The sequence below is a fragment of the Escherichia sp. E4736 genome (assembly GCF_005781225.1).
Lineage (GTDB): Bacteria > Pseudomonadota > Gammaproteobacteria > Enterobacterales > Enterobacteriaceae > Escherichia.
The window spans coordinates 25,468-38,792 of the sequence record NZ_VATT01000011.1 but is presented as its reverse complement, the minus strand read 5'-3'; the positions used below and the strand labels follow the sequence as shown (position 1 = coordinate 38,792).

Below are 13,325 nucleotides of genomic sequence, written 5' to 3'. Positions count from 1 at the left end.
TGCAGAGAGAGGAAATGACATGCGTCGCGCTAACGATCCACAACGGCGAGAAAAAATCATCCAGGCCACTCTCGAGGCGGTGAAACTTTACGGAATACATGCCGTGACGCACCGTAAAATAGCTACCCTTGCCGGGGTACCGTTAGGGTCGATGACCTACTATTTTTCAGGAATTGATGAGCTATTGCTGGAGGCATTCAGTAGCTTTACGCAGACTATGTCACTGCAATATCAGGCATTTTTTCTCGATGTCAGCGATGCCCCCAGTGCCTGCCTGGCCATCACAGAAATGATCTACAGCTCGCAGGTTGCAACGCAGGACAACATGGAACTGATGTATCAACTCTACGCGCTTGCCAGCCGAAAACCGTTATTAAAAACAGTGATGCAAAACTGGATGCAGCGCAGTCAGCAAACACTCGAACAATGGTTTGAACCTGGAACGGCCCGGGCTCTGGATGCTTTTATTGAAGGGATGACGCTGCATTTTGTCACTGACCGTAAGCCGCTATCGCGCGAGGAGATTTTACGGATGGTGGCACGAGTGGCGGGGCAGGAGATAAATTTCAGGCAACAAAAAACCCATCAACCTTGAACCAAAATGGCGGGGTTGATGGGCTCCACAAAATGGGGACATCAAAGAAAAGCAGTGGCACTAATTAAGACTGATGCCCCAAAGAAAAGTTCGCCGATTGTACAAAAAAATTTCATTTTCAGGGCAACTTCAGTTTTATCCGAGTCCTGGCCATACCATGACAATGATTGTCCCGGCCAGCGTTAGCAGTACGTTAGCTATTGCATAAGTGCCCGCATAACCTAAGGCTGGGATGTTACTGCGTGCGGTGTCGCTGATGATCTCCATTGCCGGCGCACAAGTACGCGCGCCCATCATCGCGCCGAACAGGAGTGCGCGGTTCATACGCAGTACATAAGCGCCGAACAGGAAGCAGATAACCACCGGCACCAGACTGACAATCAATCCGGCAATTAACATCTGACCACCGATCGCGCCCAGGCCGTTATTAATGCCGCTACCGGCGCTTAAACCAACGCCTGCCATAAACACCATCAAGCCGAACTCTTTCACCATGCTTAACGCCCCCTGCGGAATGTAACCGAAGGTCGGGTGGTTAGCGCGCATAAAGCCCAACATAATGCCGGCGAATAACAAGCCAGCAGCGTTACCCATGCCAAAGCTAAATGTACTGAACTGGAAGGTGATCATCCCGATCATCAGGCCAATAACAAAGAACGCGCAGAATGCCAGCAGGTCTGTGACCTGGCTGTGAATCGAGATAAAGCCGATGCGGTCAGCAATGGTTTTCACGCGACGGGCATCGCCGCTCACCTGTAAAACATCACCTTTATTAAGCACAACGTTGTCATCAATTGGCATCTCAATCTGGCTGCGGATGACGCGGTTAAGGAAGCAACCGTGATCGGTCAACTTTAGTTGTGCCAGACGTTTACCTACCGCGTTATGGTTTTTGACGACGACCTCTTCAGTGACGATACGCATGTCGAGAAGGTCACGATCAAAAACTTCTTTACCGTTACGGAAGCTGGGATCGAGGCGGGCATGGGCGTCTGGATATCCCACTAACGCTATCTCATCGCCCATTTGCAGTACGGCGTCGCCATCTGGATTTGCCAGAATCCCGTTACGACGAATACGTTCAATGTAGCAACCGGTTTGACGATAAATACCCAATTCACGCAGATTTTTGCCGTCGGTCCAGGCCACCAGCTCCGGGCCGACACGGTAGGCGCGGATCACCGGCAAATAAACTTTGCGGCTGGCATCGGTGTCCAGGCCACGTTCGCGAGCGATTTGTTGGGCGCTGGTCTGTAAATCCTGATGTTGCAACTTCGGTAAATAACGTGCACCGACAATTAAACTCACCAGGCCAATTAAATAGGTTAACGCATACCCAAGGCTTAGATTATCCAGTGCCGTGGTGAGCTGTCCGCTTTCCATACCGGAATGGCGTAATGTGTCGCCAGCACCGACCAGAACCGGTGTCGATGTCATGGAGCCAGCCAACATACCGGCCGTCAGACCGATATCCCAGCCAAACAGCTTACCCAACCCTAAGGCGATCGCCAGCGCACTGCTAACCATCACCAGAGCTAACATTAGGTAATTTTTCCCATCGCGGAAAAAAATGGAAAAAAAGTTGGGTCCGGCTTCGACCCCGACGCAGAAAATAAACAACATAAAGCCAAGATTAAGCGCGTCGGTGTTAATGCTGAAATGTTGTTGCCCTAATAGTAACGATACGACTAAAACGCCAATGGAATTACCCAGTTGGATTGAACCAAGTCGTAATTTTCCTAGACATAGTCCAAGCGCAAGGACTACAAATAATAACAGAATGTAATTCCCATTTAACAATTCGGCGACGTTTATATTCACGGAGACTAACTTCTTGTTTACGAGTAAGCTGTTGAAAGAAATGGTAATTTAAGATAATGTTTTTACCTGAAATCAGGGCGCGGATTCATTCAGCGCACATAAGCAATAGTAAAGAAACAATATATTTTACTAGTGTAATCACATTAAGTACCAACGGCTATAAAAATTGCGTTGGCCTATATTAGCATGGAATGCGAAGCGGCTTTATCTTACTGAACGCCATAGTGGCGAAAATGTGTTCGATAGAGGCAGTGTCAGGAGGAGCGAGTGAAACATAAACAACGTTGGGCGGGGGCAATCTGCTGTTTTGTCCTCTTCATTGTAGTGTGCCTGTTCCTGGCGACGCAAATGAAAGGCGCTTTTCGGGCTGCCGGGCATCCTGAAATCGGCTTGCTGTTTTTCATTCTTCCTGGGGCGGTTGCCAGCTTTTTTTCGCAGCGTAGAGAAGTCCTTAAACCGCTGTTTGGCGCAATGCTGGCGGCACCGTGTTCTATGTTAATTATGCGTCTGTTTTTTTCACCAACACGCTCATTCTGGCAAGAGCTGGCATGGTTATTGAGCGCCGTCTTCTGGTGTGCGTTGGGGGCGTTGTGTTTCTTGTTTATTAGTAGTTTGTTCAAGTCACAGCACAGAAAAAATCAATAAAGCCCTCAAACAGAGAGGGCTTATCCGGCAATCAGGCTTCAAGATTCTCTTTCACCCAGGCAGCAAAATCGGTATAGCCGCCGATGTGTTGCTGATCGACAAAAATCTGCGGTACGGTTTCTACTGGTTTACCCGCTTTCTGTTGTAAATCTTCTTTGCTAATCCCTTCTGCACGAATATCAACATACTGATATTCAAAGTCATCGCGTTCATTACTCAGTTTGTCTGCCAACTCTTTAGCACGCACGCAGTAAGGGCAACCCGGACGACCAAAAATAACGGTTTGCATTGTTTCTCTCCTCATCTGTTTATGTCCGCCATGATTACGCCAAAATTTACTCGCTGAAAGTAGGTTTAACCTGTTGCATTGATTGCTTAAAGCTATAACTGTTAAGCACAACGCAACGAAAGGTTTTAAAATAGCAATTCACTTTGCAGAGGGAAGCTTATGCGCGCGATCGGTAAATTACCTAAAAGCGTGTTGATACTGGAATTCATCGGCATGATGTTACTGGTGACGGCGCTGCTGTCGTTAAGCCATTACCTTTCGCTTCCGGTGCCGTTTTCGACGCCAGAGATACAAATTCTGATGATTTTTCTCGGTGTTTTGCTCATGCTTCCCGCTGCGGTGGTGGTTATTCTTCAGGTGGCAAAACGGCTTGCCCCACAACTGATGAACCGTCCACTGGAATCTTCACGTTCAGAAAGAGAAAAAGATAATGACGCCAACCATTGAACTTATTTGTGGCCATCGCTCCATTCGCCATTTCACTGATGACCCCATTTCTGAGGCGCAGCGTGAGGCGATTATCAACAGCGCCCGAGCGACTTCCAGTTCTAGTTTTTTGCAATGCAGTAGCATTATTCGCATTACCGATAGAACGCTGCGTGAAGAACTGGTAACGCTGACCGGGGGGCAAAAACATGTGGCGCAAGCGGCGGAGTTCTGGGTGTTCTGTGCCGACTTTAACCGTCATTTACAGATCTGTCCGGATGCACAACTTGGCCTGGCGGAACAACTGTTGCTCGGTGTCGTTGATACGGCGATGATGGCGCAAAATGCGTTAACTGCAGCGGAATCTCTGGGATTGGGCGGAGTATATATTGGTGGCCTACGCAATAATATCGAAGCGGTGACGGAACTGCTGAAGTTACCGAAGCATGTTTTGCCGCTATTTGGTCTGTGTCTTGGCTGGCCCGCGGATAAACCGGATCTCAAACCGCGTTTACCTGCCTCCATTTTAGTGCATGAAAACAGCTACAAACCGCTGGATAAAGACGCTCTGGCGCAGTATGACGAGCAACTGGCGGAATATTATCTCACCCGTGGCAGCAATAATCGTCGGGATACCTGGAGCGACCACATTCGTCGGACGATTATCAAAGAAAGCCGTCCTTTTATTCTCGATTATTTGCATAAACAAGGTTGGGCGATGCGCTAAAACCGTAACGCCGATGTATGATACGCGGGCTTTTGACCAGGTCTGACAGAGAGGTGCAGGGTGAAAATTGCCATATTGTCCCGGGATGGAACGCTCTATTCGTGTAAGCGGCTGCGTGAAGCCGCTATACAGCGCGGTCACCTGGTTGAAATTCTCGATCCGCTTTCTTGCTATATGAACATTAATCCTGCGGCGTCTTCTATTCATTATAAAGGCCGCAAGCTACCCCATTTTGACGCGGTGATCCCGCGCATTGGCACCGCCATTACCTTTCATGGGATTGCGGCGTTACGCCAGTTCGAAATGCTGGGGAGCTATCCGTTGAACGAATCGGTTGCGATTGCCCGTGCGCGTGACAAATTGCGTTCCATGCAACTGTTAGCGCGACAGGGCATTGACCTGCCTGTAACAGGCATGGCGCATTCGCCGGATGATACCAGCGACTTAATCGAGATGGTCGGTGGTGCACCGCTGGTGGTCAAGTTGGTCGAAGGCACGCAGGGGATTGGAGTGGTGCTGGCGGAGACGCGTCAGGCAGCAGAAAGCGTAATTGACGCTTTTCGCGGTCTTAATGCGCATATTCTGGTGCAGGAATATATAAAAGAAGCAAAAGGCCGTGATATTCGTTGTCTGGTCGTTGGCGATGAAGTGGTCGCGGCAATTGAACGGCAGGCGAAGGAGGGCGATTTTCGTTCCAATTTGCATCGTGGCGGCGCGGCGAGCATTGCCAGTATTACGCCGCAGGAGCGTGAAATCGCCATAAAAGCCGCACGAACGATGGCACTGGATGTTGCTGGCGTGGATATTCTGCGAGCAAATCGCGGACCGTTGGTGATGGAGGTGAATGCGTCGCCTGGTCTGGAAGGGATAGAGAAAACCACCGGTATCGACATCGCGGGTAAAATGATCCGCTGGATTGAGCGCCACGCCACGGCAGAATATTGCTTAAAAACCGGTGGTTAGTCGCAATAACGTGACTGATCATGGTTTTGCCTGCGCTTTTTGCGTAAGCTGTGCCAGTCTTTTTATCGGAAGAGGTTGTACAAAATTATGACATCGCTGGTCGTTCCTGGTCTGGATACGTTGCGTCAATGGCTCGATGACCTGGGGATGAGTTTTTTTGAATGTGATAACTGTCAGGCGCTACATCTGCCGCATATGCAGAATTTTGACGGTGTCTTTGATGCCAAAATCGACCTGATTGATAACACGATCCTGTTTTCTGCCATGGCGGAAGTCAGACCTTCAGCCGTGTTGCCGCTGGCGGCGGATTTGTCGGCCATCAATGCCAGTTCGCTGACTGTGAAAGCATTTCTTGATATGCAGGATGATAATCTGCCAAAGCTGGTGGTTTGCCAGTCTTTATCCGTTATGCAGGGCGTAACCTATGAACAATTTGCATGGTTCGTACGCCAGAGTGAAGAGCAGATTTCGATGGTCATCCTTGAAGCCAATGCCCATCAACTGCTGTTGCCGACTGACGATGAAGGGCAAAATAACGTTACCGAAAACTATTTCCTTCACTGATAATTCTTTTTGAGCACGCAGTCGCTGCCGCAGTGACTGCGCATTATAATATTTTCTGCTAAATTTAACCTTTCATTAAAGATTTTTTCACTTGCCTTATGCCGAATTTGCTTTATCACATAGAGCAAATGCGCATAAAAATTTGTTAAATACTGTTTTTTAATTACAGCTATAGTTTCAAACCCTGGCTAAAGTTATTCTTGCAAGGCTTTTATATAGCGAGCAATGCTGGCCGGGAGAGAGTTCTCTTTTCTTGCGCCGCGCCGATAAAAAATATGCACGTTTATTGCATATCTTTCAGTGTGACAACTTTTGTTCGTTTGTTAACGAACTTTCAGAAGGAAAGAGATATGACCGCCTTAAATAAAAAATGGCTATCGGGTCTGGTTGCAGGTGCTCTGATGGCCGTCTCTGTCGGCACGCTCGCGGCTGAACAAAAAACACTCCACATCTATAACTGGTCTGATTATATCGCCCCAGATACAGTGGCAAATTTTGAAAAAGAGACGGGTATAAAAGTCGTCTACGATGTTTTCGATTCCAACGAAGTATTGGAAGGCAAGTTAATGGCGGGGAGCACCGGCTTTGATCTTGTCGTTCCATCAGCCAGTTTTCTTGAACGCCAGCTGACTGCTGGTGTATTCCAGCCGTTGGATAAAAGCAAATTGCCAGAATGGAAGAATCTCGATCCAGAACTGCTGAAGCTGGTGGCAAAACACGATCCCGACAATAAATTTGCCATGCCGTATATGTGGGCGACCACCGGAATTGGCTATAACGTCGATAAAGTCAAAGCAGTATTGGGAGAAAACGCGCCCGTCGATAGCTGGGACTTGATCCTCAAACCGGAAAATCTGGAAAAACTGAAAAGCTGCGGTGTCTCTTTCCTTGACGCGCCGGAAGAAGTTTTTGCTACCGTGCTGAATTATCTCGGCAAAGATCCCAACAGCACCAAAGCGGATGATTACACTGGCCCGGCAACCGATCTGCTGTTAAAGCTGCGTCCAAATATTCGTTATTTCCATTCATCTCAATACATTAACGATCTGGCAAACGGCGATATTTGCGTCGCTATTGGCTGGGCGGGCGATGTGTGGCAGGCGTCTAACCGCGCGAAAGAAGCGAAAAACGGTGTGAATGTCTCTTTCTCGATTCCGAAAGAAGGGGCGATGGCATTCTTTGATGTATTCGCCATGCCTGCGGATGCCAAAAATAAAGACGAAGCTTATCAGTTCCTGAATTACCTGCTGCGTCCGGATGTAGTAGCGCATATCTCCGACCATGTGTTCTATGCTAACGCCAATAAAGCAGCCACGCCGCTGGTGAGTGCGGAAGTCCGTGATAACCCAGGAATTTACCCGCCTGCGGACGTTCGCGCCAAAATGTTCACACTACAAGTGCAGGATCCAAAAATCGATCGAGTGCGCACACGCGCCTGGACCAAAGTGAAGAGCGGAAAATAATCTGCTGTTGTAGATGCCGGACGGGTGCACCACACCCACCGGCAATTCGCACCATCATGGTGCGCTTGCACACATTCAATGCCGGAGAGCAGCCGTGAATGACGCTATCCCTCGCCCGCAGGCGAAAAGTCGTAAGTCGCTGACACCACTATTAGAAATCCGTAATTTGACCAAATCCTACGATGGTCAACATGCGGTCGATGATGTCAGTCTGACCATTTATAAAGGCGAAATCTTTGCACTGCTGGGCGCATCCGGCTGTGGCAAGTCCACACTGCTACGTATGCTGGCAGGTTTTGAACAACCTTCTGCCGGGCAGATTATGCTTGATGGCGTCGACCTGTCACGGGTTCCTCCTTATCTACGCCCCATCAATATGATGTTTCAGTCTTACGCGTTGTTTCCCCATATGACCGTGGAACAGAACATCGCCTTTGGCCTGAAGCAGGACAAATTGCCAAAAGCGGAAATTGCCAGCCGGGTCAACGAGATGCTCGGACTGGTACATATGCAGGAGTTCGCCAAACGCAAACCGCATCAGCTTTCCGGTGGCCAACGCCAGCGTGTGGCCCTGGCCCGAAGCCTTGCCAAGCGCCCAAAACTATTACTGCTCGACGAACCGATGGGCGCGCTGGATAAAAAATTGCGTGACCGGATGCAGCTTGAAGTGGTGGATATTTTGGAGCGTGTCGGCGTGACCTGCGTAATGGTGACTCACGATCAGGAAGAGGCGATGACCATGGCGGGGCGTATCGCCATTATGAATCGCGGGAAATTTGTTCAGATTGGCGAGCCGGAAGAGATTTACGAGCATCCGACTACCCGCTACAGCGCCGAGTTTATTGGTTCAGTCAACGTCTTTGAAGGGCTACTAAAAGAGCGTCAGGAAGACGGCCTGTTGCTCGATTCACCGGGGCTGGTCCATCCGCTGAAAGTCGATCCGCTGGCGTCAGTGGTCGATAACGTGCCGGTACATGTGGCGCTGCGACCGGAAAAAATCATGCTTTGCGAGGAGCCGCCCGCCAATGGTTGTAACTTCGCGGTGGGGGAGGTGATACACATTGCCTATCTCGGCGATCTTTCGGTGTATCACGTTCGACTGAAAAGCGGGCAGATGATTAGCGCCCAGCTACAAAACGCGCATCGTCACCGCAAAGGGCTACCGACCTGGGGTGATGAAGTTCGTTTATGTTGGGAAGTGGACAGTTGTGTGGTGCTGACGGTTTAAGGAGCAAAGATGAGTACACTTGAACCTCCTGTCCAGCCGGGCGGGTTAAAACAGTGGCTTACGCAGTGGCAGATGAAGCACGGGCGCAAACTGGTGATTGCCCTGCCGTATATCTGGTTAATTTTGCTATTCCTACTGCCATTTCTGATTGTCTTTAAAATAAGTCTTGCAGAGATGGCGCGAGCCATTCCGCCTTATACCGAACTGATGGAGTGGGCCGACGGGCAACTGTCAATCACTATCAATCTTGGTAATTTCCTGCAACTTACCGACGATCCGCTCTATTTCGATGCTTATCTCCAGTCGTTACAGGTGGCAGCGATTTCGACCATCTGCTGCTTATTGCTTGGCTACCCGCTGGCGTGGGCGGTGGCGCACAGTAAACCCTCGACCCGCAATATCTTATTGCTGCTGGTGATCCTGCCGTCGTGGACCTCGTTTCTGATCCGCGTTTATGCCTGGATGGGAATATTAAAAAACAATGGCGTGCTGAATAACTTCCTGCTGTGGCTGGGCGTTATCGATCAACCGCTGACCATTCTGCATACCAACCTGGCGGTCTATATTGGCATTGTTTACGCCTATGTGCCGTTTATGGTGCTGCCAATCTACACCGCGTTGATGCGTATTGATTATTCGCTGGTGGAAGCGGCACTGGATCTCGGTGCACGACCGCTGAAAACGTTCTTTACCGTGATCGTGCCACTCACCAAAGGCGGAATTATTGCCGGATCGATGTTGGTCTTTATTCCTGCGGTTGGCGAGTTTGTGATCCCGGAACTGCTCGGCGGTCCGGATAGCATCATGATTGGCCGCGTGCTGTGGCAGGAGTTCTTCAATAACCGTGACTGGCCTGTCGCCTCGGCAGTGGCGATTATCATGTTGTTGCTGCTAATCGTGCCTATTATGTGGTTCCACAAGTATCAGCAAAAAAGTGTGGGAGAACACGGATGAATAATTTACCGGTCGTTCGTTCGCCCTGGCGGATTGTGATTTTGCTGCTGGGCTTCACCTTTCTTTATGCGCCAATGCTGATGCTGGTTATCTATTCATTTAACAGCTCGAAGCTGGTGACGGTGTGGGCGGGCTGGTCAACGCGTTGGTACGGTGAGTTATTGCGCGATGACGCAATGATGAGTGCGGTTGGTTTAAGCCTGACAATTGCGGCCTGTGCGGCGACGGCGGCGGCGATCCTCGGGACAATTGCGGCGGTGGTGCTGGTGCGCTTTGGCAGGTTTCGCGGATCAAATGGTTTTGCCTTTATGATCACCGCGCCGCTGGTGATGCCAGATGTCATCACGGGCTTGTCGCTGTTGTTGTTATTCGTCGCGCTTGCTCATGCCATTGGCTGGCCTGCGGACCGCGGTATGCTCACTATCTGGCTGGCGCATGTCACTTTCTGTACGGCTTATGTGGCAGTCGTTATTTCGTCGCGTCTGCGGGAACTGGATCGATCGATAGAAGAAGCGGCGATGGATCTCGGTGCGATGCCGCTGAAAGTGTTTTTCGTCATTACGCTACCGATGATCATGCCCGCGATCATTTCTGGCTGGTTACTGGCTTTTACTTTGTCGCTTGATGATCTGGTGATTGCCAGCTTTGTTTCCGGGCCGGGAGCCACCACGTTACCGATGCTGGTCTTCTCCAGCGTGCGGATGGGGGTGAATCCAGAAATTAACGCACTTGCAACGTTAATTCTCGGTGCGGTCGGAATTGTCGGATTTATCGCCTGGTATCTGATGGCTCGCGCAGAAAAGCAGCGGATACGCGATATCCAGCGTGCAAGACGTGGCTGAAGACACTAAAATTTGCCAACTTGGCTACATAATGCCGCGCATGTCGCGGCATTGTTTTCATGGAAGACGAACCGTTGGGATTTTTTAAGAAAACATCTTCATCACATGCTCGCCTGAATGTGCCTGCGCTGGTGCAGGTGGCGGCGCTCGCCATTATTATGATCCGTGGCCTCGACGTGTTGATGATTTTCAATACATTAGGCGTGCGCGGTATTGGCGAGTTCATTCATCGCAGCGTACAAACCTGGAGTTTAACACTGGTCTTTTTAAGCAGTCTGGCGCTGGTTTTTATTGAGATCTGGTGTGCGTTTTCGCTGGTGAAAGGGCGTCGCTGGGCGCGCTGGCTGTATCTGCTGACACAAATCACGGCCGCCAGTTATTTGTGGGCTGCTTCGCTGGGTTATGGTTATCCGGAGTTGTTCAGCATTCCCGGTGAATCAAAACGTGAAATCTTCCATAGCCTGATGCTGCAGAAGCTGCCGGATATGCTCATCCTGATGCTGCTGTTCGTTCCCTCGACCAGTCGGCGGTTCTTCCAGTTGCAATAATGTGTATAATCGTCGCCCCTGATGATGTGAAGGTCAATGTATGCAGTGCGCACTTTACGACGCGGGTCGCTGTCGTTCCTGTCAGTGGATAACGCAGCCGATACCACAGCAACTCTCCGCTAAAACCGCCGATCTTAAGAATCTGCTGGCCGATTTTCCGGTTGAGGAATGGTGCGCGCCGGTGTCTGGCCCGGAACAAGGGTTTCGTAATAAAGCCAAAATGGTGGTGAGTGGCAGTGTTGAAAAACCACGGCTCGGAATGCTGCATCGCGACGGTACGCCGGAAGATCTTTGCGATTGCCCGCTTTATCCTGCCTCATTTGCGCCCGTTTTTGCGGTGCTAAAACCGTTTATCGCCCGTGCGGGGTTAACGCCCTACAACGTGGCGCGTAAGCGTGGCGAACTGAAATACATTCTGCTGACTGAAAGCCAGAGTGATGGCGGCATGATGCTGCGCTTTGTACTGCGTTCTGAAACCAAACTGGCACAACTGCGTAAGGCATTGCCGTGGTTACAGGCACAATTGCCGCAGCTGAAAGTCATTACCGTCAATATTCAGCCGGTACATATGGCGATTATGGAAGGGGAGACGGAGATCTACCTGACGGAACAACAGTCGCTGGCAGAGCGTTTTAACGATGTGCCGCTGTGGATCCGCCCGCAAAGTTTCTTCCAGACTAATCCGGCGGTCGCCAGCCAGCTGTATGCCACCGCGCGCGACTGGGTACGGCAGCTGCCGGTCAAACATATGTGGGATCTGTTCTGCGGCGTGGGGGGCTTTGGTTTACACTGCGCGACGGCTGACATGCAGTTAACCGGGATCGAAATTGCGCCAGAAGCCATTGCCTGTGCGAAGCAGTCAGCCTCTGAACTGGGCTTAACGCGTCTGCAATTTCAGGCGCTGGACTCCACTCAATTTGCCACCGCTCAGGGGGCGGTGCCGGAGCTGGTGCTGGTTAACCCGCCGCGCCGGGGCATTGGTAAACCGCTGTGTGATTATCTCTCAACGATGGCACCACGTTTTATCATTTACTCCAGCTGTAACGCTCAAACGATGGCGAAAGATATTCGCGAACTGCCTGGTTATCGCATTGAACGGGTACAGCTTTTTGATATGTTCCCGCACACCGCGCACTATGAAGTGCTGACGCTGCTGGTGAAGCAATAAAAAAGCCGCAGGTGCGGCTTCAGATTACTGATCAGGTGCGATTTGTTCATGCCGGATGCGGCGTGAACGCCTTATCCGGCCTACAAAATCATGCTAAATCAATACATTGTAGAGTTGATGCGGGCCTGATAAGCGTAGTGCATCAGGCAATCTTACTTTTATCATCAGTCTCAATTACTGCGGGAACCACTGATCGCTGATTTTCTTATACGTGCCATCCGCTTTAATTGCTGCCAGCGCGTTATTCAGTTTTTCCAGCAGAGCTTTGTTATCCGGACGTACAGCGATACCCAGGCCGGTGCCGAAGTATTGCGGATCGGTCACTTTCTCAGTCGCAACGCCCAGTTGCGGATTGGTTTTCAGCCATTCGTTCACCACCGCGGTGTCACCAAATACCCCATCAATACGGCCATTTTTCAGATCGATAAAGGCATTCTGATAACTGTCATAGGAGACAGTTTTCACTTCCGGGTGCTGATCCTGAATATATTTCTGGTGCGTGGTGCCGTTTTCCATCCCAATACGTTTACCTTTCAGATCGGCAAACGTTTTGTAGGTATCTTTTTTGGCAATTACGACGGCTGAGTTTTCATAGTAGGGCGTGGTAAACGATACCTGCTTGCTACGCTCTGGCGTGATATCCATACCGGAGATAACGGCGTCATATTTTCTGAATTTCAGCGACGGGATCAGGCTGTCGAACGCGTGATTAGTAAAAGTACATTCTGCCTGCATTTGTTTGCACAAGGCTTTTGCCAGGTCGATATCAAAGCCGACAATCTGGTTATTGGCATCCATCGACTCGAACGGAGGATAGGTCGCTGATACGCCAAAATTGATTTTCTCCGCGGCAGAAGCGCCGAACGCACAGGATGCAAGTAAAGCGGCAAGAACTAACTTTTTCATGATGGAACTCCCGTCTGTCAATCTTATGATTTTTGGCCGTGTCTGCGGCATGGATTAACAATGCCATTAAGTGAATTTATATGCAATAAATATGATTAAATAATTTAATTGGTATAAAAAAAGACGGACAACTTAGTGGGTTGTCCGTCTTTATTATAATAATTTATGCAGTATGTGGGTTCTGTG

15 protein-coding genes are annotated in these 13,325 nt (G+C 50.0%); 12 read left to right on the top strand and 3 right to left on the bottom strand.

The genetic code is table 11. The annotated features are described in order from the left end of the window. Positions 1–19: 19 nt before the first annotated feature. Entirely contained in the window at positions 20–595 is a 576-nt protein-coding gene (gene rcdA, locus FEK46_RS08120; protein ID WP_135559704.1) for a DNA-binding transcriptional regulator RcdA, read from the top strand. Between the two features lie 135 nt (positions 596–730). On the opposite strand, the gene FEK46_RS08115 is transcribed toward rcdA, so the two are convergent. Then, positions 731–2,416: an aspartate:alanine antiporter gene (locus FEK46_RS08115; RefSeq protein WP_131162166.1), complete on the bottom strand. Its 1,686-nt coding sequence runs from the start codon at positions 2,414–2,416 to the stop codon at positions 731–733. A gap of 267 nt (positions 2,417–2,683) precedes the next feature. On the opposite strand from FEK46_RS08115, the gene FEK46_RS08110 reads away from it, so the two are divergent. Continuing rightward, positions 2,684–3,061, top strand: coding sequence for an inner membrane protein YbjM (locus FEK46_RS08110; RefSeq protein WP_130205203.1), 378 nt, complete (start codon positions 2,684–2,686; stop codon positions 3,059–3,061). Between the two features lie 31 nt (positions 3,062–3,092). Here the strand turns inward: FEK46_RS08110 and FEK46_RS08105 are convergent, their stop codons facing one another. Beyond that, entirely contained in the window at positions 3,093–3,350 is a 258-nt protein-coding gene (locus tag FEK46_RS08105) for a GrxA family glutaredoxin (RefSeq protein ID WP_130205205.1), read from the bottom strand. 159 nt (positions 3,351–3,509) lie between these two features. Here FEK46_RS08105 and FEK46_RS08100 point away from each other — a divergent pair, with 159 nt between their 5' ends. From FEK46_RS08100 to rlmC, 10 genes are all read left to right on the top strand, one after another. Continuing rightward, entirely contained in the window at positions 3,510–3,797 is a 288-nt protein-coding gene (locus FEK46_RS08100; protein WP_130205207.1) for a DUF1418 family protein, read from the top strand. Further along, positions 3,781–4,503: a nitroreductase NfsA gene (gene nfsA / locus FEK46_RS08095; protein WP_135559703.1), complete on the top strand. Its 723-nt coding sequence runs from the start codon at positions 3,781–3,783 to the stop codon at positions 4,501–4,503. The genes FEK46_RS08100 and nfsA overlap by 17 nt, the downstream gene beginning before the upstream one ends. Before the next feature lie 60 nt (positions 4,504–4,563). After that, complete coding sequence (gene rimK, locus FEK46_RS08090; protein WP_135559702.1) at positions 4,564–5,466, top strand: 30S ribosomal protein S6--L-glutamate ligase; 903 nt, start codon at positions 4,564–4,566, stop codon at positions 5,464–5,466. Positions 5,467–5,553: 87 nt separating this feature from the next. Then, positions 5,554–6,030 carry a YbjN domain-containing protein gene (locus FEK46_RS08085; protein ID WP_000203025.1) on the top strand — a complete coding sequence of 159 codons (477 nt, stop codon included), beginning with the start codon at positions 5,554–5,556 and terminating at the stop codon, positions 6,028–6,030. A gap of 350 nt (positions 6,031–6,380) precedes the next feature. Continuing rightward, positions 6,381–7,493, top strand: a complete 1,113-nt coding sequence (gene potF, locus FEK46_RS08080; RefSeq protein WP_130205213.1) for a spermidine/putrescine ABC transporter substrate-binding protein PotF — start codon at positions 6,381–6,383, stop codon at positions 7,491–7,493. A gap of 94 nt (positions 7,494–7,587) precedes the next feature. Then, positions 7,588–8,721 (top strand): putrescine ABC transporter ATP-binding subunit PotG, encoded by a 1,134-nt coding sequence (potG, locus tag FEK46_RS08075; RefSeq protein WP_130214734.1) that lies wholly within the window; start codon positions 7,588–7,590, stop codon positions 8,719–8,721. A 9-nt stretch (positions 8,722–8,730) separates the two neighbouring features. After that, positions 8,731–9,675, top strand: coding sequence for a putrescine ABC transporter permease PotH (potH, locus tag FEK46_RS08070; RefSeq protein ID WP_135559701.1), 945 nt, complete (start codon positions 8,731–8,733; stop codon positions 9,673–9,675). After that, positions 9,672–10,517 (top strand): putrescine ABC transporter permease PotI, encoded by an 846-nt coding sequence (potI, locus tag FEK46_RS08065; protein ID WP_130258187.1) that lies wholly within the window; start codon positions 9,672–9,674, stop codon positions 10,515–10,517. The genes potH and potI overlap by 4 nt, the downstream gene beginning before the upstream one ends. A 59-nt stretch (positions 10,518–10,576) precedes the next feature. Then, the gene (locus FEK46_RS08060; RefSeq protein ID WP_130205221.1) at positions 10,577–11,065 is read left to right on the top strand and encodes a YbjO family protein; all 489 of its coding nucleotides are present in this window, start codon (positions 10,577–10,579) and stop codon (positions 11,063–11,065) included. Between the two features lie 40 nt (positions 11,066–11,105). Continuing rightward, complete coding sequence (rlmC, locus tag FEK46_RS08055; RefSeq protein ID WP_130205223.1) at positions 11,106–12,233, top strand: 23S rRNA (uracil(747)-C(5))-methyltransferase RlmC; 1,128 nt, start codon at positions 11,106–11,108, stop codon at positions 12,231–12,233. A gap of 174 nt (positions 12,234–12,407) precedes the next feature. Here rlmC and artJ read toward each other — a convergent pair whose 3' ends face one another. After that, positions 12,408–13,139 carry an arginine ABC transporter substrate-binding protein ArtJ gene (gene artJ, locus FEK46_RS08050; RefSeq protein ID WP_130205225.1) on the bottom strand — a complete coding sequence of 244 codons (732 nt, stop codon included), beginning with the start codon at positions 13,137–13,139 and terminating at the stop codon, positions 12,408–12,410. Positions 13,140–13,325: the final 186 nt, after the last annotated feature.

Excerpts from the sequence above, each read along its gene's own strand:
- rcdA (WP_135559704.1), top strand. The coding sequence starts at position 20 with ATGCGTCGCGCTAACGATCCACAACGGCGAGAAAAAATCATCCAGGCC.
- FEK46_RS08105 (WP_130205205.1), bottom strand. The coding sequence starts at position 3,350 with ATGCAAACCGTTATTTTTGGTCGTCCGGGTTGCCCTTACTGCGTGCGT.
- FEK46_RS08100 (WP_130205207.1), top strand. The coding sequence starts at position 3,510 with ATGCGCGCGATCGGTAAATTACCTAAAAGCGTGTTGATACTGGAATTC.
- nfsA (WP_135559703.1), top strand. The coding sequence starts at position 3,781 with ATGACGCCAACCATTGAACTTATTTGTGGCCATCGCTCCATTCGCCAT.
- FEK46_RS08085 (WP_000203025.1), top strand. The coding sequence starts at position 5,554 with ATGACATCGCTGGTCGTTCCTGGTCTGGATACGTTGCGTCAATGGCTC.
- potF (WP_130205213.1), top strand. The coding sequence starts at position 6,381 with ATGACCGCCTTAAATAAAAAATGGCTATCGGGTCTGGTTGCAGGTGCT.
- potH (WP_135559701.1), top strand. The coding sequence starts at position 8,731 with ATGAGTACACTTGAACCTCCTGTCCAGCCGGGCGGGTTAAAACAGTGG.
- potI (WP_130258187.1), top strand. The coding sequence starts at position 9,672 with ATGAATAATTTACCGGTCGTTCGTTCGCCCTGGCGGATTGTGATTTTG.
- FEK46_RS08060 (WP_130205221.1), top strand. The coding sequence starts at position 10,577 with ATGGAAGACGAACCGTTGGGATTTTTTAAGAAAACATCTTCATCACAT.
- rlmC (WP_130205223.1), top strand. The coding sequence starts at position 11,106 with ATGCAGTGCGCACTTTACGACGCGGGTCGCTGTCGTTCCTGTCAGTGG.
- artJ (WP_130205225.1), bottom strand. The coding sequence starts at position 13,139 with ATGAAAAAGTTAGTTCTTGCCGCTTTACTTGCATCCTGTGCGTTCGGC.